Below are 23,118 nucleotides of genomic sequence, written 5' to 3'. Positions count from 1 at the left end.
GTTGTTCATTAAATGTTCCTGAAACAAAAAAGAGTCAAGGATGATTCTGAGTTGTGTGATTTGCCTGTGAATTACTGTGGACTACGCGCAAGCCTATTGTGGGTAGCGTAGCAAATATACCCGTGTTGATCTTGAGTGATCAGCACGTTTTTTTGCGCGGTGTGTGGTTGGCACCAAGGCGAGACAGAAATACAAAAGTTTGGTTTACAGCAAGAATGCTAACTAGTTGATTCAATTGGGGCTGATAAAATGCCGCCTGTAAACTGTCTTTGTGCAAGTTATTGATTTGATTACATATAACAGTTTTACTTCGTGACTGGGGGTCAAGGGGTCGGAGGTTCGAATCCTCTCGCTCCGACCATTTTTTCTACTTTAAATATTTGATTTCTATCTCTATAAAAATTGATTTTCACGCCTTTTATTGTTGGCTATATTCAATTTTAATGCAGTTATTTGAATTAAAACGGGCCTTTAAAGACGAAAAAGGCACCCAAACATATCAATGCAAAGCCTATCAGGTGATTAATTGTAATATTTTCACCTAGATACAGCACTGAGAATGCCGCAAAAACTGTCAGGGTTATTACCTCCTGAATGGTTTTTAGTTGAGCGGCGCTGTAAACGACATGCCCCATCCTGTTGGCTGGAACTGCCAAACAATATTCAGCAAAAGCAATCAGCCAGCTGACAATAACAACCAGTAACAGGGGCTTGTTGGGGTATTTAAGGTGGCCGTACCAAGCAAAAGTCATAAATATATTTGACGCGCACAGCAGCAGGATAGGCTTAAGATATTCAGCCATTTTTACCTCGATATGAATTGTCGCCAATCAATATCGAATTGTGCACCAAAGCAAGCGTAAAATACTCGCTTTGGTGTGTTCATGTGGGGTTTTATGCCATGCTACACTGGTAACAACTATGCTGTCAGCGCTTGGTCTTGCCTGTATCTTTACCGAGTGTAGGGAACTTTCCCGGAGCGAGCTCAGCTGCCGCTGTTTTTGATTTATCCTGCTTCGGTTTTCGTGTTTCTTTATTACTACGCATTTGGCCTTTAGCCATATTATGTTCCATTCATATTTTGCTCATATTCGAGCTGAGCGTAAGTTAAAACTCGAAAATCCGGTGTTTCTCTAACCGCTTTGACGGGGGCCGTCATCTTAACGATGCGCTTTATGCGCCTATATAGCAAGGCTGCAAACTGTACTGGCTTTACGTCGCGTCTTAATTTAAATTAGCTTGAAGATTATTGAATAAAACTGGGGAGGTGGGGAATGATCAGACAATTATTCAGTATTGGGGCGGTACTGGTGGCACTTTCATTAAGTGGAGTTGGTTCTGTTGTTGCTGCGGATAATTGTAATAATCCGCAAACACAGCAGTTAATGAATACATGCGCGCAAAAGTCTTATCAAAAAGCCGATTCTGAGCTGAATAAGCTTTATAAGCAGATTGAAACACGTTTCTCAGATGATCATGAAAGCTTGAAATTACTGGTTAAAACACAGCGGGCATGGATTGGCTATCGGGATGCAGAATGCACGTTCTCGGCATCTGCCTCAGCAGAGGGTAGTATCTATCCGCTGATCTATAATCAATGCCTTGAAGCGCAGACACAAAGCCGGGTTGAAACATTTAAAACATATTTGAATTGTGAAGAGGGTGATATGAGCTGCCCTGTTCCTGCTGCTGATTAAAGTTTTTGGCTGGATAGGTGCGCGCTCATATGAGAGCGATATAAGCGCGCAAATCTTAAGTGCTCGTCAAAATACGGTATTGCTGTTATGGCACATCATCATAAGCCGCAATGCCGCCTTCGCTTTCCAAGGCAGCAATACGCTTGGATTCTGAGCGTGTGAATTTCAAACGCACGCCAATACCGCCGCCATTCTCCGGGATAAATGCGGCACCAGCGCTTTCCAGCGCCTTTTGCAGAGCCTCTATTATCTCGTCATCGGGTGTATCAAGTTTGCGTTCGAACATTTCTATAATATCAATCTTGATTCCTGAAAATGATGACAATCTCTCCCGGCTCAATTCAATAAGAGCACGGGCAGCTTTACATTGGGGGCCGGTAATCATTGCAAGACTTGTCCTTTTATCGCGGTCAAACTTCTCTGAAGAGTCCGTTCTGCTGTAAATTATTATTTAGCTGTCGATTATAATTCAGTAACTGGCAGTTGAATCAAGAAGTTTCTGTAAAACTTAAGTTAAACGATGCCGAAACTTGGAAAGCACTAGCAAAAAACTGATTTATTATTGTCGTTTTCGCTTTGTCACAATTTTGCCAGGAAGTAGGTGCTTTGCTCGGGCAGATTTTTGAGTTCACATATTGAAGGTTAAAAATTACTATACACTATATATGTGTTATTATTATGTGGTGTAGAATTAATTATCAGGCTATTTCAAGTCGTGATCGCATGGTTTTTAATTCAGGTGAAGTATGAAGACATCAAGAATACAGATTTATAGCAATTTATTATGTTTTATTGTTTCAGTATATATTATTGTAGCTTTTAATAAATCAGTATTTTCTTTTTTATATAGTAACCTTGATGGCAATATTGGTGCTACAGCATGTATCATAGCTGTTGTATTTTTGCTGACTTATTGCCTGATATTATTATTCTCGGCACCTTACATCATCAAGCCTGCTTTGATCTTTTTCATAACTATATCTGCGGGGTCGGCATATTTTATTGATGAATTCGGTGTGCTGATCACGCCGAATATGATTGAAAATGCGGCGACAACGACACGTGCTGAATCTGCGCATCTGATTACTGCACATTTTATAATGTGGATGCTGCTATATGCAGGCCTGCCATCTCTGCTTATTGTGTGGTGCAAAGTTCTCCACCGCCCGTTCATACAAAAACTTTGGGTAAATACACTTGTGATATGCGGCTGTTTGATTGTTGCTATCGCGCTGACAATGTTCAATTTCGGTACTTATTCATCGTTGTTTCGTGAAAAAAAGGCTGAAATTATGGACAGGCTTAATCCTTTGGCACCGATTAGTAGTGCTATCCGTTATTATGTCCGTTTGAACAATGAGCGCACTTATGTTGCCGCGCCGCTGGGTAAAGATGCAGTGCAATTGAAGCCATATCGTGAAGGCGATGATAAGAAGCGGCTGACAGTGATTGTGGTGGGTGAAACAGCACGGGCACAAAATTTTAGCTTTAACGGTTATCAACGCGATACCAATCCGCAATTACGGGCGCGTGATGTGCAATATTTTACCAATACCTCCAGTTGCGGTACTGAAACGGCTGTCTCCGTACCATGTATGTTTTCACCTTTTCCGCGTACAGATTATAGCAGTACAAAATTTCGCCAGTCAGAAAATCTGCTTGATGTCCTGAAGCATGCTGGCATTGAAACGCTGTGGTTTGAAAATAACACTGGTAGTAAGCGTGTGTCTGATCGTATTGAAACAATCGATATGGTGCAGGATGATAATCCGAATTGCGCGGATGGTGAATGTTACGACCAAGTCCTAGTGGATGCGCTGACTTCACGTATCGATAAATTTACAAACAATACGGTCGTGGTACTGCATATGCTCGGGAGCCATGGCCCTGCCTATTATCGCCGGTATCCTGCGGATCAGGAGGTTTTCAAGCCTGCCTGCCGTACATCAAGCTTTGGCGACTGCACGCAGCAGCAAATTATCAACGCTTACGATAATTCAATACTTTATACCGATAAAATTCTGGCAGAGATTATCGATCTGCTAAAATCCAGAGAGAGCGAATACTCTTCTTCCATGATTTATATGTCCGACCACGGGGAATCTCTGGGAGAGAAGGGGCTGTATCTCCATGCAATGCCATATTTCATTGCGCCTGTTGAGCAGACCCATATTCCATTCGTGAGTTGGTTTTCTCAGGATATTATGAATGAAGACGGATATTCAGCTTCGTGCCTTAACAAGATCACAGCAGAACCTGCATCGCATGATAATTTGTTTCATCTGATATTGGGGCTCACCGCTGTTAAAACGAGCGTCTATAATCAAGAGCTGGATTTGTTCCAACGTTGCCGCACCAAGAATACTGCCTCAATAAATGTAAATTAAAATAAAACTGCGCCGGAAAGTTTATCTCCGGCGCAGTCAATAGACAGGGGTAGTGGATAGAGCAGGTTGTAAACCCGGTTATTTAGCGATTGTCATTCCAACAGCTTGCAACCAGAAAGCCAAGTACAAATCCTGCAATACCTGCACTGCTAAGGATAGTTGTCGCTGTGCCCGGATTTTCGCGAATGGCAGAGACTGTGGCTTGTCCCTGTTCTTTGATCGTTGATGTAGCGCGATGCAATTTTGTTCGCGCTTCTTCCGCGGCTTCCTCACCGCGTTCTTTCAAAGATTTGCTCATTGTATCAATCTGTCCGCGCAGTTCGGCAATCTGTTCTTCCATTGCCTTGCGGGCATCATCTGCAGCATCAGCCATTTTGGTCTCCGTAATTATTACAGTGCGGCTTGGTCGAAACCACTCATAGTCAGCCGTTTATTTCTCGATCTAACCAATTGTTTCAGCAATCAGGTGATCAGAAGAAAAAATACCAGATAAGCAATACCGCGAAAAACGGAACGCCCATCATCCATAAAATACCAGCTCTAAGCATGATCGTTCTCCTTCACATATCGGTAAGTTAACGTGAGAGAACACAGTTTTGTTCCGTAAAGTTTCAAAATAATTTAGTGAAATTGATTTTAGCGGATTTGCCGCTGATAGCGGTGCTCAAGAGCGGTGCAACCCCATATAATGCCAATGATAAGATAAAAATGCCGCCAATGATCAATATCAATAACATTGCCAATCAGAATATGGCCGAGAAGCGCGATATAAGCACAGAGTAGATAAGGCTGCCATGGCCGGTCGCGTAAGATGATGCGAAAACCGAAAGCCAGCGTGAGTGCCATAAGAATAATGAATGCAAAAAAACCGATCCAGCTATAATCAAGCAGGGCTTTAAGCCAGATATTATGCGTGTCCTCGCCAAACATCGGACCAAACTCAAGCGGTCCAATACCGAATGGTCTTTCCATAGCCAGCAGAAAACCATGCCAATGGCGGGCAAAGCGGCCATTATGGGCGCTGTCATAATCCTGTTCTAGGCGGGCGCGCTCTGAGAATACCTCTGAAATTTCCGGAAACTGCAGTGCGAGCAACAAGCCGGCCACGAGGGTGACCATTGCCAATACGCTAATAAGAAGGATTTTGCCGCGAAAGCGTTGACTATTGATTTGTAAAAACAACAGCAATGGCGTCAGTAATAGCGAGACTGCCAGCATGCCCCATGCAGAGCGTGAAAAAGATAGCAGGATCGCTAGTGTTAGCACCAGCAAGCCTGCCCAATAGTGCAGGCTGTTGCGTAAAGGGCGGGTTAGTACTTGATAGATGCACCAGGTAACGGGCAGGATCAGAAATGGCCCGAACACATTGGGATCCTGAAAGGCACCTTTGGCGCGGCCATAAAGTGTGAACAATTCGGCAGCAGGGATAATATTCAGATAGCCGCCGATACCGAGCAGACCGGTGATCAATGCCGCAGCCATATAGCCGGTAAAAAGCGGCTGTAATCTGCGCCAGTCATTCTCAGTAACGGCTGCAAAAAACACACTGGTGAGGGCGAGGAAATACGACACAGCAATATAGAGCGGTGCTTTTTTTAAATCAGCCATTTGCCAGATAGAGATTATTCCACCAAGATTAAACAGGGTAAATAAAAACAACAGGCTGAGCGGATAGGCGCTTAATCTTAGCCCGAAAAGCAGCCACAGGCAGATCAGCGACAGCATGATTATTTCATAAGGGCCGGGCTCAAAAAGCACAAAGCCGCTAAAAAACACACCGCATGCCAGCGAAAACCGCGCAAGTAATTGCACAATTATCTGTTGGTGGTTCTGCACCGGCTCCATGTGTGGCGGATTAACCATGGCTACTGAGCTATTATGCGGCGGCCTCAATAGGCGTTTTCCGTATTCATCAGGCGGATAGGTGTCAGAAAAAGAATTTTCAGATCAAACCACAATGACCAGTTTTCAATATAAGCGAGGTCATATTCCGTCCGCATCACAATTTTTTCAGCCTTATCAATTTCTCCGCGCCAGCCATTAATCTGTGCCCAGCCCGTAACACCTGGCTTCACCTTGTGGCGGGCAAAATAACCGTCCACAACATCATTATACAAAACATTGTTGGAGTTGGCGCTTATCGCATGAGGACGTGGGCCAACCAGGGAGAGACTACCACTTAATGCATTGAAGAACTGAGGTAATTCATCAAGTGATGTTTTTCTGATAAAACGGCCGACACGGGTAACACGATTGTCATTTTTGGTAACAGCAAGCCTCGCTGTCGGATCACACTGATCCGTAAACATCGAGCGAAATTTCCAGACATTAATGATTTCATTGTTAAAGCCGTGGCGTTTTTGTTTGAAAATCACCGGGCCTTTACTGTCGAGCTTTATGGCGATCGCTGTTGCCAGCATCACCGGAGAGAACAGGATAATACCGAGCAGACTGAAGACAATATCGAACATGCGTTTGGCTATCGCATCCCAGTCGTTGATCGGCTTGTCAAGAATATCCAGCATCGGCACACTGCCAATATAAGAGTAGGTGCGCGGTTGCAGACGCATGCTTGCGGCATGTGCGGACAAGCGGATATCCACCGGCAGGACCCAGAGCTTTTGCAGCAAGGTAAGCACACGCTCTTCAGCCGAGATTGGCAGAGAGACAATCAGCATATCAATGCGGGCAACGCGTGCAAATTCAATGAGCTCGGAAATATTACCAAGCTTAGGATAGCCGGCTACAACAGGTGGGGAGCGCCGGTCGTCACGGTCATCGAATATACCGCAGATGCGGATGTCATTATCGGGTTGTTTATTCAATGCAAGGATCAGGTCTTCAGCGTTTTTACCGCCGCCAACAATAACTGCACGCCGCTCCATACGACCGGAACGAGCCAGATGGCGCATCAATTTGGCCGCCAGCAAGCGTGAGACGAAGAGTACAACAAAGCCGGTAATGGCAAAGCTAATAAACCAGATGCGCGAATAACTGTCAGAAGTTTTGAGCATAAAGGCCAGAATGGCAATGGAAGCAAAAACTCCGATCCAGCAAATAGTCATGCGGCCGAGATAGCGCAGTGGCTTGCGTAAAACAGAGGGGCGATAGCCAGTGCTGAACTGGGCAAAAACCACATAAAGTGCTGCAGCAAAAAGATTGGTTAGCAAATAGGCTGAAAAATAGGTGCTCTTCATGCCAACATAACCGGCATAAACTGCGGTGCCGCATCCGGCAACAACCAAAAACTCCCAAATGCGCATCAAGCCGGTAAATAAAGCAGGTGAAATACTTTCGCTGCGGTATTTGTCTGCAACCTCAAGGGCGAGGGGGCTGAGCTCTACTTTTTCCACATCGGCAAAGTGAGAATCCGGCTTTGACTGCTTTTGCAGGGCCTGCCGGTCAATATTTTTGTTTTTATTTTTCTCAGACATTGTCATCCACTGTGATTTAAGGCTTCAGGCATAGAGAGACAGGTAATCTGTATACACATTGTATGTTTGCAGAGTGTTGTTATTTTTGATTTTTTATATCCAGAGGCGAAATTTATACGCATTTTACGAGATTTTTTACTCGTTGTGGTTGCCGGATAGTAAATTTATTGGCTGCAGAAGTCTATTTCTGAAACTACGTTACCATTTCAGACAGTTATAATGTGTTTTTATATTTTATTACAGCGGCTGCGATAGAATTGTTCAACCGCTGTGGCCATGGTTCCACGACTGAAGACAGCTTGTAACTCGATATCGTCAGGCATATTCTTTTGATAATCTGACGGGGTTTCCAAAGCCTGCTTCATTTTATCGGCAATAGCGTTGGCCTCGGGCGCACACAGGGCTGCACTGTTGTTGCCGAATATTTCTGCCAGCCCGCCAATATCGGTTGCAATCACGCTGCGTTGGGCGGCCAAAACTTCCAGCACAATATAAGGTAAGGATTCTGCGCGTGACGACAGCACAAATATCTTGCCATATCGCAGCGCCTCACGCACCGGCATGGCATCATAAAAACGGATCAAGTGGCTGAGACCAAGCTGCTCAGTGAGTTCTTGATAATTCTTTTTTTGCGAACCGGAGCCAATCATTGCGGCACTGGCAAGCGGCAGACTTGTTGCACGTTGCCGCTTATGTAGCTCAGCCATAGCATTAATAAACAGATCAGGTCCTTTGAGGTCACGCATCATACCAATGAAGACAAAATCTGCAGCATCAGGTGCCAGTGTAACCGGCCCAAACTCACTTGTACTGATGCCGTTTTTAATAATCTGATACGGACAAGTCGGATTGCCTACTTTCTCGCGATAAATCCGCTCCTCATAAGCTGAAACGAAGATCAGCCCGTCGGTGATTTTTTCTTGACAGCGCTCGGCTGTAAACATGAGTTTTCCGGCCAAAGTACCGGCATCATGGTGCAGGCTGCCGCCATGGGGGGAGTAGAAGCGCAAAATCCGATTGGTATTAATCAGCCGCGCCGCAATGCGTGCATAGGTGCCGCCCTTGGCACCGTGGCCATGCACAATGTCGGGCTGCAGAATTTGCAGATGTTTGCGTGTGGATAGCAGGGCACTGATATCCCCAAGGCCGATTTTGCGGGTGATCGGTATACGATGCAGGCCGAGAGCCAGATCGGGCAGCATGGCTTTGAACTGCGCTTGCTCAAGCGCGCCATCATCACAGCTTTCGCAAATCACACCGACCTGATGACCAGCCGCATGTTGCATGGCTGCCAGATCGCGGACATGGCGAAATACCCCGCCAATAGGAGAACGGAAGCAATGCACAATCCGTAAAGATTTCTGCTTCACAAGCCCCTCACATCATCAAACAAGATGGTAATCCGCTTTAGTGTTAAGCGCTTAATAGTGTTTCTTCTTCGTTGAAGCAGAAAAAAGCGCTCTATTTGTTTGTTTAAAAGCAGTTGCTAACGCAAAACCGGTTCCCGCTTTCCCTGAAGCTGCTTTAGAATAACCGCTCACGAACATAAATAGTGTCGCCGGGTAAAATAGGATCAGTAATCAGCACGCGACCGGTAAAGACTTTGCCGTTAATCTGGCGGGTGATGTCAATCGATTCCTGATTGGCGCGTGGTGTAAAGCCACCGGAGGCTGCAATTGCAGTTTGCGCTGTCATACCCGGAACGTAAGAATACTGACCCGCACCACCCACTTCACCCATAATAAAGACTGGGCGGTAGCGGTCAATTTCCACGCTGACATCAGGATTGCGGATGAAGCCGCTGCGCAATTTAGCGGCAATCACGGCTTCCAGCTCTTTGGCGGTTTTGCCACGTGCCGGTACACTGCCGATCAGCGGAAATGCAATATAACCGGACTGGTCAACGGAGTAGGTGTTGCTCAATGCTGCCTGTTCAAAAACCGTAATGCGTAGGCGATCGCCGGAACCCAGCATATAAGGTTGGTTCAAGGCTTCATGAAATGCTGCCGGAGCAGGACGATAGCTGGAGCAGCCTGACATCACCAGGCAGGTAACACCCAATGCTGCTAAAAAAACCTGTGGTTTCATTCCGCTAAAATCCCCATTACCAGACCTGATCCCTCAATCTTTTTACCTGCTGCAAATCAGAAATATCGGGCTCTGTCGCAAAATCCTGAAGCAATTATTGAATTATTAGGGTTAATATGGCGTAAAGGACTTGGTGGCAACAGTATTTTCATTACGGTTTTTCTATAAAAAACAACTCGCTAAAGTAAACGGGGGCTGCCCGTGATTTATTGGGTGAGGGCTGTTTTTTATTATTTAACCCTATGGTTACCTTACTGATTTACCATAAGTACCGGTTGAGTATTATTGGGGTCAGTTCACTTATGCGCGATTCAATTGAAAATGCGGATATTGATATTGGAGCGCTTTTCAAAAGCCTGAAGCGGAACTGGCAGTTTATCGTGCTGGGCGCGGTGCTATTTGCTGTTATTGTCTGGGCAATTGCCCAGTTTTTAACGCCTTATTACCGCTCTGAAGCGCGTATTCTGATTGAAATGCGCGAAACGGTTTTTACCCGCCCCAATGGTGTGTCTGAATCAGACCGCCCGCTGCTTGATCCGGAAGCGGTTAAAAGTCAGGTCGAACTGATCGGATCACCGGAAATCCTGAGAAAAGTCGCTACTGAACTTAAACTGACTGATATTGCCGAATTTAATCCTCCGCATATGTCGCCGGTTAAAAAAATCTTGGTAATGCTCGGTTTACGGCCTGATCCGCGGGCAATACCGGCACTTGATCTGGTTCTCACCCGTATGCGTGAGAATTTACAAATTTATAATGTAACCGGTTCACGGGTTATTGTTGTTCAGTTTGTATCAAAAAACCCACAGATTGCGGCCAATGTCGCCAATCTGATTGCAGACCAGTATATTGCCACCCAGATTGCTGCCAAGCAGCAGCTGACAGGGGATGCAACCGGCTGGCTGGCGCCAGAGATTGAACAGCTGACCAAAAAAGTTCGCGAGGCGGAAACCAAAGTAGCAGATTTCCGCGCCGCCACGGATCTTCTCAATACCAGCGGTAATACATCGCTTGCCACCCAGCAAATGTCGGATATTTCCTCGGAATTATCACGGTTGAAGGCCGAGCGCGCCGCTAGTGAAGCCAAGGCGGAGAGCATCCGCGCTGCATTGGCAAAAGGTGTGCCGATTAACAGCCTGCCTGAGGTGATGTCATCGGGTATTATGCTGCAGCTCAATGAACGCCGCGGCACCTTAATGGCTGAAATTGCCAATCTTTCTACCACATTGTTGGATGGTCATCCGCGCATTCAGGGCTTGCGGGCGCAGTTGGCTGACCTAGACCGGCAGATAAGACAAGAAGGCAATACCGTTCTTAAAAGCCTTGATAATGAGGTATCCTCTGCACGCAACCGCGAGCAGGAGCAGAGCCGTGAGCTCAACCGTCTTAAAGCGCAAGCTGCGCAAGCCGGTAATCAGGAAGTTGAACTGCGTGCATTGGAGCGAGAGGCAACAGCGCAGCGTGAATTATTGCAGACTTATCTGGCGCGATACCGCGAGGCTTCGAGCCGTCAGGATCAGAGCAACCAGCCTGCTGATGCACGTGTTTTTTCCCGTGCAACTGTTGCCGGTGAAGCTTATTTCCCTAAGATTCTGCCTATGGTCAGCATGGCTTTTGTGGCTGGATTATTGCTGTTATCAGTCTTTGTGCTGCTGCGTGAATTATTCAGCGGCAGAGCGCTGACACGAACAGCACCAGCCAAAAAACACACGATTTGGGGCGATGAGGAAGTGGCCATAGCACCTGCAACCTATCCGCCAGTTGAAACCAGCAGCGTGCCCGAAAAGCCTGCCAGCCGCTCTGATATTGATGTTGAAACAATGCAGCGCATTTACGACAGCTATACCGGGCAGGAGCAGGATCTGCCTTTGGAAACAGCATCTGACGAACAGGATATAGTATCTGCTGTCAGCGATGATATTGATGCGCCAAATGGCATTGCTGCCATTGCCAGCCGGTTAATGCTGCAAGAGCGCCGCCGCATTGTGCTGATATCACCGGAGGGTGATGCTGGTGCTGCCGGAAGTGTGCATTTGTTGCGCGAGCTTGCCGATCGCAACCTGCGTGTGCTGCTGGTGGATATGACCGGTAATAGTGCCGTTAGTCAGGTGATGCTGGATGGTCAAAAACCAGCCGGTATTACCGATCTGCTGCTGAGCCGGGAGCAATTCACCGATATTATTCATCATGATCTCTATTCGGAAGCCGATGTTATTCCAACCGGACTGTCTGATCCTCAAGAGGCTATGAACCGCGCTGAACGACTGCCGGTTATATTTGAAGCACTTGAGACTGCCTATGATTTTGTGCTGGTAGAAACCGGCGCCTCAACGGCTGAGCAGGTGCTTAACCTCGACAGTGAAGTGACCTTGTTCATCATGAATGTGTCTGACAGCGAAGATCAGGCGGTTGCGCAAACAGCATTAGAATTGCATCAGGCCGGTCAGGAAGATGTGACCATTCTGATGGTGCCAAAGTAGAAATTGAGTGTTATCAGCGCCGGATTATGGGGTCTTGTTTAGTTTTGCCCCGATAGTCTGGCGCAGTTTTTTAACCAGTGCCCAAAGATGCCGGTTATTTTTGATACGTGTGATCAGGGCGGAGCGCGTTTTCTGAAGGCCGGCACTCAGCCTGCCTTTGGTGCTCACGGCAATGTGGCTGTCATAAAGCGGCAGCTCGATATCGCACCAGTCACGCTTGTATTTTTCTTCACCAATGCCGAAGCTGAAGAAATCCAGACCTTGCTCTATGGCGCTGGCAACACTTTCATGAAACAAAAAGTCACCGGGGCTGGCACTTGCCAGGTCATCATCGGCAAAGGCAGTAAACTCCACGGTTACGCCACGCTGTTGTGAAGCTGTGCTTGCCTGAGCGTTTATAGCTGGTAACTGCCAATAGGCGCAGCCGATAATAGCACGTGGCTTGTTCGCCACTTCCAGAATATGCAGGCGGTATTGTCTTTGGCGGTGATTATCCGGATCGGAAAAGAGCTGCTTTAAAAACGGCTCAATGCCATGATCGGCAAAACTGTTTGCAATGCCCTGACTGGCGAGCCGCTTACTTTTCATCGCAAAAAACGCATCAAATGCAGCGCTGCTTTCTGCTTCCGTTGCCGCCATATAGACACGCCATGCCCCCGCAGCTTCATAACGGCGGGCATGATGGCGATGTTTTTTACGTTTGCGCGCTGCATTGCCGCGTTCCAGCACAGTATCAAACTTATCGGGCAGTGAGGCCATCAAGGCCGGGTTTGGATTGAGCTGGTGGTTAAGCCCCAGCAAAGGGTTTTCGTAATCAAGCCAGTTTGGCATCTGGCGGGTGAGGGATATCAGATCAATATCCGGTCGCGCTTTTTTAAAGCAGGCAATTAGATCTGCTATATGGCTGTTATTGATTTGGCTGGCTGCGGAAATGAACAGCACCGGAAAGTTGCAATTGGCATGCGAGCCACCGGCAAAGCGTGCAATGGTAGCCTTGCCTTGCTTTACCACTTCCAAAGGGAGCAGCAGCGCTGGCCTCTCATCAATAAAAAGCGCCAGTACCACGCAGTCCGGATTAACATTCTGCTGCCAGTGTTTGGTCCACAATGCAGATTGTGCAACGCCGTAAACAGACGGTTCATCGCTCTGCCAAAGCGGCAATGCAGCATGAATATCTGAAAAACAGACTGTGCGGAACATGGGCTGATCTTACCGTATTACGTTCAGCGGGCTTTAGGTGGCTGCACCATCCACCAAAGCAGGTACATGGCCGGTAAAATCCACAAGAATCCGGTGAAAAAGAAATATGCAAGCTGTACCCAAACCGGAGACTGGCCGAGATGTGCCACGGCAATGATCGTGGCTAACACGGCGTAAATGGCAATCAGTGCCACCAGCAGCACGGTTCCGATCAGTTTTTTCAGGCGTACAGGCATGTTTCTTCCTCCGTTATTAGTCTCATACAATAGGCGGCTGTAAATCTGAACTGTTTTTCGGCTGTTCACGGGTTTTACTGCGAGGCAGTAACGTTATTGTTTAAATAAGGGATCGCGGCGGCGTGTCGCGTATGGTTATCTTGTGTTCAGGGGCTGTATACGGCATGTATCTCAGCATTATAAAGCAGGCGGAGTACACTTATGGTCACGGATTATGCTGCACCGGCAGCGCAGCGCCAAACGGCAAGCGCAGCGCAAGACAAAAACCGTAAATTGCTGCGTTGGTGGCTCTATGCAGTGTTTGTTGTGCTGATTGCTATTGTGATGGTCGGCGGAGCCACCCGTATGACCGGATCCGGCCTCTCTATAACGGAATGGAAGCCAATTCACGGTGTTATTCCGCCGCTCAACCATGCCGAATGGCTGGAAGAATTCGATAAATATCGCCAAATTCCACAATATCAGCAAATCAATAAAGGCATGGCACTGGAAGAATTTCAGTTCATCTTTTGGTGGGAGTGGGCGCATCGCATGCTGGCGCGGTTTGTCGGCTTTCTGGTGGCTATTCCGCTGCTGTTCTTTTGGCTGTCCGGACGTTTGCAAGACGGCTTAAAGGCGCGGATGCTCGGTATTCTGGCACTCGGCGGTTTGCAGGGTGCAATCGGCTGGTGGATGGTGGCTTCCGGTCTGAGCGTGCTCACCAATGTTAGCCAGTATCGTCTGGCCATTCACCTGACGATGGCCTGTATCATTATCACTGCGGTGCTCTATGTGGCGCGGGGCTTGGCTCAATATACTGAGAAGCCCTCAAGCCGTAACCTGCAGCGCTTTGCCGGCTGGTTGGTTTTGGCTGTGCTGGTACAGATTTATCTCGGTGGTCTGGTGGCAGGTCTGCATGCCGGACTGACCTATAATACCTGGCCGTTGATGGATGGCGCGATTATTCCATCCGACCTGTTCACGCATCAGCCGGTTTGGCGCAACCTGTTTGAAAACCCTAAGACGGTGCAGTTTATCCATCGCTGCTTTGCCTATACAGTGCTGGTTTTGGCTGTGCTGCATGCGGTGCAGGCGCATCGGCATGCAGCAGGCACAACCCATGCGCGCCGCTCAATGGTGCTGGTGGGGCTGATTATTATTCAGGCCGCGATTGGCATTGTTGCTTTGCTGACAATGGTGCCGATTGAATGGGGGCTCGCCCATCAGGGCTTTGCATTGGTGCTGCTGAGTTTTGCGGTCGCCCATTGGCGCGCCTGTAAAGGTGCCTATGCGGTACGCAATGCTTAAAACAAAAAGCCCGCGAATATCGCGGGCTTTTTATAGAGAAGTCTCATGGCGTAGCTTACGTAATGCTGATGCTATTTTCAGCTCCCGTGCTTCGTCATTATCATTGCCATCCTCGCGGTGCCACGCCGCTGAAAGGCAGCCATAACAAAAGGCATAATCGAGAATATAAGCAACAGGTTTGCCTATAGCTTCGGAGAAGGTTGTTGCGATCGTCAAGGCTCTTTGCGCATCAAGGCACAGATCATCGCGATCAAGGGGATTATAAAACAGGTTGGCGCAGTCAAAAGCTGCATCTCCGCACAGCCCGTGCGGGTCAATGGCCAGCCAGCCACGCGAGCTACGTATAATATTCTCATGATGCAGATCACCATGCAGCGCAATCACCTCATGCGGTTGATCGAGTAAATGCAGCGCCAGATTTGCCGCTTCGGTATAAATACCATGGGTGATATTGCTCAGATCAAACAGGCTTTTGAAATGTTTACGTAAAGGCTGCAATTGAGAGGGCAGAGCTTGGCCGGAAGGGCTGTGCAAGGCATGTATTACCTCGGCGGCTATACGGATTGCGTCTGCATCATGGCCGGCTTCAAGGTGGGCTTTGAGGTCATAGTCGCCGGCATATTCCAGCATCATCATCATGGTTTCATGATGCATATCACGCAGTTTTATAGCGCCATTGCCGTTACGGTAACGCAAATAATAGGCGCCACGCCATTCTTCATGCCCTGCGGGCTTCAGCGCTTTGATGATAACCGGAAAGCCCGATTTTCCGGTTATCTGTGCTTTCCAGATGATGCTGGAATTGGTTTCAGTCAGCACGGTTGCTGATGCAATTTGCCAGTGCAGCGGAAAATCAGGCACCTGCAGAGGGTTTGTCATCAGCATTCCATAGCTATCAGGCCAGGCCGAGCATCAGGTTCATATTCTGCACCGCAGCGCCGGATGCGCCTTTACCGAGATTGTCGAGTACTGCCACCAGATTAATGATGCGGCCAGTTTCAGAACCAAACACATAAAGGTTCATACCATCGGTATCAGCGAGCATTTCCGCATCAACACGTGCCATAGCACTGCTTTCATCAAGCGGGATAACACGTACGATATCTTGTCCGGCATAATGCGCTTGCAATGCGTCATGAACTGCCTTGACACTTACATCGCCCTTAAGCAGGTCGAGATAAACTGGGATCTGCACAATCATGCCTTGCGGAAAACGACCGACACTTGGCGCAAAAATCGGGGCGTGATCGAGATTGCCATAGATCTGCATTTCCGGCTGATGCTTGTGCTTGAGTGTCAGGCCATAGAGGAAGTTATTTTCCTTCATATGCTCCGGATGGTTAGCATCTTCCATCTGCGCAATCATCTGCTTGCCGCCGCCGGTATAGCCGGAAACCGCATTGACGGTTACAGGATAATCACTACCCATCAAGCCTGCTGCACGCAAAGGGCGGATTAGCGAAATAGCGCCGGTCGGATAGCAGCCGGGATTGGAAACATAATGCGCATCACGAATGCGCTGTGCCTGCTGGCTTTCCAGCTCGGCAAAGCCATAAACCCAGTCTGCATTGGTGCGATGTGCAGTTGATGTATCAATGATGCGGGTGGGGTGGTCTTTCAAAAGCGTAACCGCCTCAAGCGAGGCATCGTCCGGCAGGCAGAGAATGGCGATATCAGCTGAACGCAGCAGCTCGGCGCGCAAATCTTTATTACGTCGTTCTTGTTCCGGAATAGACAGAACTTCCAGATCGGTGCGACCGGCGAGGCGGGTACGGATCTGAAGACCCGTTGTACCATGTTCGCCGTCAATAAAGATTTTCGGTTTCATTTGAATTTCGCCTTAAGGTAGTGAATTCATGAGGTTAGTGGTGCGTTTTGAATCATTCTGTAAGACAGTTGATTCTATATGTGAGGCTTTATCCTGCGGGATGCAATTCTGCAAGCAAGCCGCATTTATGCATTACTGTGACTATGGCGGCAATGCCGGTTTTTTTCCACCATATAGTCGGCGCATTTTGGTTTCATTCAATAACAAAAAAGCGGATCCGAAGACCCGCTTTTCTGAAGCTCGTAAGCGATAATGATATTAGCACTTGGGGAGCTAAGCCCCAGAGCGCTGTTGGCGCTTGGAGAACTAGGCCCCGAAGCGCTATTAGCGCTTGGAGAACTGGAAAGAACGACGGGCTTTAGCCTTACCGTATTTCTTACGTTCTACAACACGGCTATCGCGTGTAAGGAAGCCGCCTTTTTTGAGTACTGCACGCAGACCTGGTTCGAAATAGGTCAGGGCCTTTGAAATGCCGTGACGAACCGCACCGGCCTGACCGGACAGACCACCGCCTGCAACAGTCGCAACAACGTCAAACTGACCTGTGCGATTGGCTGCAACGATTGGCTGCTGCAGAACCATCTGCAGAACTGGACGAGCAAAATAAGCGTTGAAATCTTTGCCGTTGACAATGATCTTGCCTGAGCCTGGCTTTACCCAAACGCGAGCAATCGCATCTTTACGCTTGCCGGTCGCATATGAGCGACCCAGAGCGTCGACTTTCTTGACATGAACCGGAGCTTCAGGCGCAGCGGCTGCTGCAACTGTGCCAAGTTCTTCGAGCGAGTTGAGCTGCTCAGCCATTATGCAATCCTCTTATTTTTGCTGTTCAGAGCGCCGATGTCGAGGACTTCTGGCTGCTGTGCTTCGTGCTGATGGTCGGCACCTGCATAAACGCGCAGGTTCTTCATCTGACGACGGCCGAGTGGACCGCGTGGTACCATGCGTTCAATTGCCTTCTCAACGACGCGTTCCGGAAAACGGCCTTCGAGGATCTGGCGGGCTGTACGCTGCTTGATACCGCCTGGATGGCCGGTGTGCCAGTAGTAAACCTTGTCGGTGAACTTTTTACCGGTCAGAACAATTTTGTCTGCATTGATGATGATAACATTATCGCCATCGTCAACATGCGGAGTGAAAGTTGGTTTGTTCTTACCGCGCAGAATGTTGGCGACCTGAGAAGCGAGACGACCAAGAACAACGCCTTCAGCGTCGATCAAAATCCACTTCTTCACCACTTCCGCTGGCTTCTGGGAGAAAGTTGCCATTGAAGTCAATCCTTGAGTGATCCTTGCGATGTGGCGTCCCTTAAAGGGAAACCTTGCTGCAAGGCTTTTCTTGTTGCTTGTGTTTCGGCAGAACCTGCCTGAAACAATAAGAAATCAGGCATCCTTTACAGATACTGGTTTCAGCCTTTGCAATACATGGGCTGCTATACGCCGTCAAGTCACCGAATTCAGCCAGTATTCTAATTAATTGTTGTAAAACAAGCACTTAAAAATACGGTAATATATTACCCTATTAAATATCGCCTATAAGCAGCTTGTAACTAGCTTTGAGAGAGCGGTTTTATCATTATCTGTTAAATTCTGAAAATGCATTATAGTGGTAAGAACCAGAACAGGGAGCCTGCTATGAATGATAGTGACATTAAAGCCGTTTTACAAAATGCAAAAACTATTGCTTTGATCGGCGCTTCGCCCAATGAGGATCGCCCTAGCTTCGGGGTGATGAAATATCTGCTCGATCATGGCTATCAGGTTATTCCGGTGAATCCGGGGCAGGCGGGTAAACAGATACTCGGGCAGCTGGTCTATGCATCATTGGCCGATATTCCGGTGAATATTGATCTGGTCGATGTGTTTCGTGCATCCAATGCAGTGCCTGCTATTGTTGATGAGGTTCTGGCGCTTGAACAGCGCCCCGATGTACTGTGGCTGCAATTGGAGATCACTCATCCTGAAGCTGAAAAGAAAGCTGAGATCAACGGGCTTAAGGTAGTCAGAAATCTGTGCACCAAGCAGGAGCATCAACGTTTACTCTAATTTGTTGCCTATGCAGTGATTTGCCATTCAGGCTTGGCGTCTGAATGGCAAATGCTCTGGCGCTTGCCGGTAAGCAAGCCAGATCCAATTGAGTTATCGCCTCTGCACAAATACTCAAAAAGGTAATAGTTTGCGTGAATTACGGGCAAAAGCGGAATCTTTTTCTTTGCTTGTCTCGGTGTAAAATTCTAGTCTTGTGCAAACTTTACATCTTGGGAGTATATTATGTCTAAACGCAGCCCCGGTTTTGAAACGCTGGCCATTCACGCAGGCGCAAAGCCAGATCCGACCACCGGTGCCCGCACCACGCCAATCTACCAGACAGCATCTTATGTGTTTGACGATGTTGATCATGCGGCGTCATTGTTTGGCCTGCAGGCTTTCGGCAATATTTATACCCGCCTGACCAACCCGACCACCGCTGTTCTTGAAGAACGTATCGCAGCGCTTGAGGGCGGCACTGCTGCTGTTGCCACTGCTTCCGGTCATGCTGCACAGCTGCTGGTTTTCCACAATCTGCTGCGCACTGGCGATAATTTTATTGCTGCGAACAAGCTTTATGGCGGTTCGATCAACCAGTTCGGCAATGCTTTCAAATCCTTTGGCTGGGAAGTGCGCTGGGGCGATATTGATAATATTGCCAGTTTTGAAAGCCAGATTGACGATAGAACCCGTGGTATTTTTATTGAAAGCCTTGCCAATCCGGGCGGCATTGTTGTGGATATTGCTGCTATTGCCGAGATCGCCCATAAGCATGGTTTGCCACTGATCGTTGATAACACCATGGCTTCGCCTTATCTGATCCGCCCGATCGAGCATGGTGCGGATATTGTTGTGCATTCGCTGACCAAATTCATTGGCGGCCATGGCAATTCGATGGGCGGTATTCTGGTTGACGGCGGTACATTCGATTGGTCAAAAACGGACAAATTCCCGATGCTGAGCGAACCGCGCCCTGAATATGCCGGTGCGGAATTGCACAAAACCTTCGGCAATATTGCTTTTGCGATTGCTGCTCGTACATTGGGACTGCGCGACTTTGGTCCGTCGATTTCGCCTTTCAATTCGTTCCAGATTCTGGCCGGTGTTGAAACCTTGCCGCTGCGTATGCAGCGCCATTGCGATAATGCTTTGAAGGTTGCTCAGTGGCTTGAAAAGCACGAAAAAGTTGATTGGGTACTTTATGCCGGTCTGCCAACCGACAAATACCACGCTCTGCAGCAGAAATACTCGCCAAAGGGCGGCGGTGCGGTATTCACCTTCGGTCTGAAGGGCGGCTATGAAGCAGGTAAAACCTTTACCAACTCGCTTGAGCTGTTCTCGCTGCTGGCAAATATTGGTGATACGCGTTCGCTGGTGATTCATCCGGCCTCTACCACCCATCGCCAGTTGACTGATGAGCAGAAAATCGCTGCCGGTGCAGGGCCTGAAGTGGTGCGCCTGTCGATTGGTATTGAAGATGCTGACGATATCATCGCTGATATTGAGCAGGCTTTGGCGAAGATCGCCTGATGACTGGGCCGCAGGCTGGATTGAGAACCGGACTGCTGCCGGTTGATACCAATTCAGAGCCTGAGCTTGGCGCGCCCGCAGCAGGGCGCGTCATTTCAGGTGAACCGCAGTTTAAAACATGGAATGCAGAAGAAACCGCTGACGGTCTATATGCCGGTATTTGGGAATCTACCGCTGGTAAATGGCAGGTTTCTTATGATGAGTGGGAATTTTTTCAGCTTATCAGCGGCGTTTCCATTCTCACAGAAGCTGATAAACCGCCTGTCACGTTACGCAGCGGTGATGCTTATATAATCAGACCCGGCTTTAAAGGGACGTGGGAAGTGGTTGAAACGACTCGTAAAACCTATGTTATAAAACTCTGAATATTTAGTCTTTTAAAGAAAACGCCGCCCCTGATCTGAGGGGCGGCATTTTTGTTTTACCATTCGAGTTTCAGCGTTTGCATGCCGTGGAAGTGATAGGTATCGCTATAAAGCGGCGGCTCGGCAAAGCGGATATTGGGCAGGCGCTTGAACAATGTTGCCAGTGAAACCTGCATTTCAAGCCGCGCCAGCGGCGCACCGATACAAAAATGGATACCTGCACCAAAGGATACGTTTTTTTGGTCCGGGCGCTCCGGCCAGAAACGCTCGGCCTGTTCAAAAGCCTGATAATCGCGGTTGCCACAACCCAGCAACAGCCCGAGCTGTTCACCAGCTTTGAGTGTCACACCATCTGCAACTTCGGTTTCCGCATAGCTGTAACGGGTGAACATATGCAGCGGGGCATCAAAGCGGATGCATTCTTCTGCCACCGCAGCCGTTGATTCCGGCGTGGCAAATAAAGTACGGTGATCGAGCCCACTTTGCAAAATGGTTTTAACCGCATTACCTGTCTGGTTGACGGTTGCTTCATGGCCGGCATTGAGCAGCAAAATACAGGTAGTGATCAGCTCGTCTTCAGAGAGCTTGGCACCATTTTCTTCCGCTGCGAGCAGCAGGCTTAACAGGTCGTCGCCGGGGTTTTTACGGCGCTGTGCCGCATAATCCCGCAAGTAATCCGAGAATTCCTTGGCTGCCTGATTGGCGCTGTCTTCAACCTCACGCGTGGCATTATGCATGTACATATTGACCATGCGGTGCGACCAGTCGAGCAATTGCGGGGCGTTCTCGGTTGGGATACCCAGCATTTCAGCGATCACCACTACCGGAATTGGTGTGGCAAAGGCAGGCATAAGATCGACATGGCCTTGATGTTCAAAGCCGTCGATCAGTTCATTGGCCAGAGTTTCAATGCGCGGACGCAAACGCTCGACTTGGCGCGAAACAAATGCACGGTTGACCAATGTGCGCAAACGCGTGTGAACAGGGGGCTCGATTTCCAGCATTGAATGACGTTCGACACCGTCAAAATCTTTTAAATGCTCACGGTTGATAGCATTAGCGCGGTAACCGCCTGGCTCTTCACGGCCAAAACGACGATCGCGCAGTAGCTTGTTAATGTCGTCATAACCGGCAAAGCACCAGAAACCATAATCTTCCCAGAAAAAGACCCGCGCATGATGGTGCAGCCATGCATAAGCCGCATAAGGATTTTGTACAAATTCAGGCTGATGCGGATCTATCCGCACATGACGGGTCGCAGGATTAAAATCGAGATAATCAGGTTTTACCGGGACGGTCATTTGTATGGTCATCGGGCTTTCATCACATTGCTATTGATACGAATTTTCATGACAACAAGTATGGCACTATAGAGACAGTTATTTGAGAAATGCAGCGTGACAAAGCGCGGCATGGATCGGTCTTTTTCCGCAATATGCGATTTTGAGTCAGATGCAGATAATAAAAAAGCCTTTTGAAACAGTATTGCTTCAAAAGGCTTTAAAAAATGATCGGGAATATACAGCCCCGTTCAGAAGGATTTAGAAATCCCAGTCATCATCTTCCGTAGCTACAGCTTTGCCGATTACATAGCTGGAACCGGAACCGGAGAAGAAGTCATGATTCTCGTCGGCATTTGGTGACAGTGAAGACAGGATCGCCGGATTAACATTGGTGACCGTGCTTGGGAACAGAGCTTCATAGCCCAGATTCATCAGAGCTTTGTTCGCATTATAATGCAGGAACTTTTTAACATCTTCAGTCAGGCCGGTGCCGTCATAAAGCGCTGCGGTATATTTGGTTTCCACGTCATAAAGATCGAGCAGCATGGCAAAGGCAAAATCTTTCAATTCCTGCTTGCGCGCTTCGCTCTCTTTTTCCAGGGCAACCTGATATTTATAACCGATATAATAGCCATGTACTGCTTCATCGCGGATAATCAGGCGGATAAGATCGGCAGTATTGGTTAGCTTGGCACGGCTCGACCAATGCATCGGCAGATAGAAGCCCGAATAGAACAGGAAGCTTTCCAGATACACGCTGGCGATTTTGCGCTTCATTGGATCATCAGATTTATATTCATTGATGATCAGCGCTGCTTTGCGCTGCAAATGCGGATTTTCTTCACTCCAGCGATAGGCATCATCCACATCAGGGGTTGAGCAAAGCGTGGAGAAAATCGACGAATAAGAGCGTGCGTGAACGGCTTCCATGAAGCTGATATTGCTGAGTACCGCTTCTTCATGCGGGGTAGCAGCATCGGGCATCAGACAGGGTGCACCGATTGTGTTCTGAATCGTATCCAGCAGGGTCAGGCCGGTAAAAACACGGATCGTCAGCGTTTTTTCTTCTGGTGTCAGCGTACCCCAGGATGGAATATCATTTGAGAGTGGTACTTTTTCAGGCAGCCAAAAATTACTGGTAAGACGGTTCCAGACCTCGAGGTCTTTTTCGTCTTCAATCCGGTTCCAGTTAACAGCTTTGGTGGCGCAGATCAGTTTTTGTTGCGTGGTCATGATGTACTCTGAATTTGTGATGACTGGCTGTCCGTGTTGCCAC

General features: G+C 48.2%; 23 protein-coding genes. 7 read left to right on the top strand and 16 right to left on the bottom strand.

Going from position 1 to position 23,118, the window contains the following annotated elements:
* Positions 1-458 precede the first annotated feature (458 nt).
* Positions 459-803, bottom strand: a complete 345-nt coding sequence (locus tag MP213Fo_RS02040; RefSeq protein ID WP_421090033.1) for a DMT family protein — start codon at positions 801-803, stop codon at positions 459-461.
* A gap of 124 nt (positions 804-927) precedes the next feature.
* Positions 928-1,062 carry a hypothetical protein gene (locus tag MP213Fo_RS02035; RefSeq protein ID WP_421090032.1) on the bottom strand — a complete coding sequence of 45 codons (135 nt, stop codon included), beginning with the start codon at positions 1,060-1,062 and terminating at the stop codon, positions 928-930.
* 212 nt (positions 1,063-1,274) lie between these two features.
* Here MP213Fo_RS02035 and MP213Fo_RS02030 point away from each other — a divergent pair, with 212 nt between their 5' ends.
* On the top strand, positions 1,275-1,697 hold the full coding sequence (locus tag MP213Fo_RS02030) for a lysozyme inhibitor LprI family protein (protein WP_421090031.1): 423 nt from the start codon (positions 1,275-1,277) through the stop codon (positions 1,695-1,697).
* 85 nt (positions 1,698-1,782) lie between these two features.
* Here the strand turns inward: MP213Fo_RS02030 and MP213Fo_RS02025 are convergent, their stop codons facing one another.
* A complete protein-coding gene (locus MP213Fo_RS02025) occupies positions 1,783-1,983 on the bottom strand; it encodes a hypothetical protein (protein ID WP_421090030.1) in 201 nt (66 codons plus the stop codon).
* Positions 1,984-2,443: 460 nt separating this feature from the next.
* Here MP213Fo_RS02025 and MP213Fo_RS02020 point away from each other — a divergent pair, with 460 nt between their 5' ends.
* Positions 2,444-4,084 (top strand): phosphoethanolamine transferase, encoded by a 1,641-nt coding sequence (locus MP213Fo_RS02020; protein WP_421090029.1) that lies wholly within the window; start codon positions 2,444-2,446, stop codon positions 4,082-4,084.
* 82 nt (positions 4,085-4,166) lie between these two features.
* Here MP213Fo_RS02020 and MP213Fo_RS02015 read toward each other — a convergent pair whose 3' ends face one another.
* From MP213Fo_RS02015 to MP213Fo_RS01995, 5 genes are all read right to left on the bottom strand, one after another.
* Positions 4,167-4,457, bottom strand: a complete 291-nt coding sequence (locus MP213Fo_RS02015; protein WP_421090028.1) for a hypothetical protein — start codon at positions 4,455-4,457, stop codon at positions 4,167-4,169.
* 263 nt (positions 4,458-4,720) lie between these two features.
* Positions 4,721-5,947, bottom strand: coding sequence for an O-antigen ligase family protein (locus tag MP213Fo_RS02010; protein WP_421090027.1), 1,227 nt, complete (start codon positions 5,945-5,947; stop codon positions 4,721-4,723).
* A 26-nt stretch (positions 5,948-5,973) separates the two neighbouring features.
* Positions 5,974-7,518 (bottom strand): undecaprenyl-phosphate glucose phosphotransferase, encoded by a 1,545-nt coding sequence (locus MP213Fo_RS02005; protein ID WP_421090026.1) that lies wholly within the window; start codon positions 7,516-7,518, stop codon positions 5,974-5,976.
* 227 nt (positions 7,519-7,745) lie between these two features.
* Positions 7,746-8,888 carry a glycosyltransferase family 4 protein gene (locus MP213Fo_RS02000; RefSeq protein ID WP_421090025.1) on the bottom strand — a complete coding sequence of 381 codons (1,143 nt, stop codon included), beginning with the start codon at positions 8,886-8,888 and terminating at the stop codon, positions 7,746-7,748.
* A 154-nt stretch (positions 8,889-9,042) separates the two neighbouring features.
* Positions 9,043-9,606 carry a polysaccharide biosynthesis/export family protein gene (locus MP213Fo_RS01995; RefSeq protein WP_421090024.1) on the bottom strand — a complete coding sequence of 188 codons (564 nt, stop codon included), beginning with the start codon at positions 9,604-9,606 and terminating at the stop codon, positions 9,043-9,045.
* A gap of 302 nt (positions 9,607-9,908) precedes the next feature.
* Here MP213Fo_RS01995 and MP213Fo_RS01990 point away from each other — a divergent pair, with 302 nt between their 5' ends.
* Positions 9,909-12,086, top strand: a complete 2,178-nt coding sequence (locus MP213Fo_RS01990) for an exopolysaccharide transport family protein (RefSeq protein WP_421090023.1) — start codon at positions 9,909-9,911, stop codon at positions 12,084-12,086.
* Between the two features lie 24 nt (positions 12,087-12,110).
* Here the strand turns inward: MP213Fo_RS01990 and MP213Fo_RS01985 are convergent, their stop codons facing one another.
* Positions 12,111-13,286, bottom strand: a complete 1,176-nt coding sequence (locus MP213Fo_RS01985; RefSeq protein ID WP_421090022.1) for a GNAT family N-acetyltransferase — start codon at positions 13,284-13,286, stop codon at positions 12,111-12,113.
* A 23-nt stretch (positions 13,287-13,309) separates the two neighbouring features.
* Entirely contained in the window at positions 13,310-13,522 is a 213-nt protein-coding gene (locus tag MP213Fo_RS01980; protein ID WP_421090021.1) for a DUF2842 domain-containing protein, read from the bottom strand.
* A gap of 201 nt (positions 13,523-13,723) precedes the next feature.
* Between MP213Fo_RS01980 and MP213Fo_RS01975 the strand changes: the two genes are divergently transcribed.
* Entirely contained in the window at positions 13,724-14,809 is a 1,086-nt protein-coding gene (locus MP213Fo_RS01975) for a COX15/CtaA family protein (protein ID WP_421090020.1), read from the top strand.
* Between the two features lie 30 nt (positions 14,810-14,839).
* On the opposite strand, the gene MP213Fo_RS01970 is transcribed toward MP213Fo_RS01975, so the two are convergent.
* The 4 genes from MP213Fo_RS01970 to rplM form a co-directional block, all read right to left on the bottom strand.
* Positions 14,840-15,688 carry an aminoglycoside phosphotransferase family protein gene (locus MP213Fo_RS01970; RefSeq protein ID WP_421090019.1) on the bottom strand — a complete coding sequence of 283 codons (849 nt, stop codon included), beginning with the start codon at positions 15,686-15,688 and terminating at the stop codon, positions 14,840-14,842.
* A gap of 16 nt (positions 15,689-15,704) precedes the next feature.
* Complete coding sequence (argC, locus tag MP213Fo_RS01965; protein ID WP_421090018.1) at positions 15,705-16,637, bottom strand: N-acetyl-gamma-glutamyl-phosphate reductase; 933 nt, start codon at positions 16,635-16,637, stop codon at positions 15,705-15,707.
* Positions 16,638-16,961: 324 nt separating this feature from the next.
* On the bottom strand, positions 16,962-17,441 hold the full coding sequence (gene rpsI / locus MP213Fo_RS01960) for a 30S ribosomal protein S9 (protein WP_421090017.1): 480 nt from the start codon (positions 17,439-17,441) through the stop codon (positions 16,962-16,964).
* The gene (rplM, locus tag MP213Fo_RS01955; protein ID WP_421090016.1) at positions 17,441-17,905 is read right to left on the bottom strand and encodes a 50S ribosomal protein L13; all 465 of its coding nucleotides are present in this window, start codon (positions 17,903-17,905) and stop codon (positions 17,441-17,443) included. Before rplM ends, rpsI begins: the two co-directional genes overlap by 1 nt.
* A gap of 366 nt (positions 17,906-18,271) precedes the next feature.
* On the opposite strand from rplM, the gene MP213Fo_RS01950 reads away from it, so the two are divergent.
* The 3 genes from MP213Fo_RS01950 (at position 18,272) to MP213Fo_RS01940 (ending at position 20,559) form a co-directional block, all read left to right on the top strand.
* Positions 18,272-18,682, top strand: a complete 411-nt coding sequence (locus MP213Fo_RS01950; RefSeq protein ID WP_421090015.1) for a CoA-binding protein — start codon at positions 18,272-18,274, stop codon at positions 18,680-18,682.
* Between the two features lie 225 nt (positions 18,683-18,907).
* Positions 18,908-20,194 carry an O-acetylhomoserine aminocarboxypropyltransferase gene (locus MP213Fo_RS01945; RefSeq protein WP_421090014.1) on the top strand — a complete coding sequence of 429 codons (1,287 nt, stop codon included), beginning with the start codon at positions 18,908-18,910 and terminating at the stop codon, positions 20,192-20,194.
* Positions 20,194-20,559: a cupin domain-containing protein gene (locus tag MP213Fo_RS01940; protein ID WP_421090013.1), complete on the top strand. Its 366-nt coding sequence runs from the start codon at positions 20,194-20,196 to the stop codon at positions 20,557-20,559. The genes MP213Fo_RS01945 and MP213Fo_RS01940 overlap by 1 nt, the downstream gene beginning before the upstream one ends.
* Positions 20,560-20,615: 56 nt before the next feature.
* Here MP213Fo_RS01940 and MP213Fo_RS01935 read toward each other — a convergent pair whose 3' ends face one another.
* Positions 20,616-21,860, bottom strand: a complete 1,245-nt coding sequence (locus tag MP213Fo_RS01935) for a cytochrome P450 (RefSeq protein WP_421090012.1) — start codon at positions 21,858-21,860, stop codon at positions 20,616-20,618.
* Positions 21,861-22,100: 240 nt separating this feature from the next.
* A complete protein-coding gene (gene nrdF / locus MP213Fo_RS01930; RefSeq protein ID WP_421090973.1) occupies positions 22,101-23,096 on the bottom strand; it encodes a class 1b ribonucleoside-diphosphate reductase subunit beta in 996 nt (331 codons plus the stop codon).
* Positions 23,097-23,118: the final 22 nt, after the last annotated feature.

Origin of the sequence: Pseudochrobactrum mosebachae (genome assembly GCF_048914685.1) — a bacterium.
Taxonomy (GTDB): Bacteria; Pseudomonadota; Alphaproteobacteria; order Rhizobiales; family Rhizobiaceae; genus Pseudochrobactrum.
The sequence above is the reverse complement of the archived record's forward strand: the minus strand, read 5'-3'. Positions and strand labels throughout refer to the sequence as shown.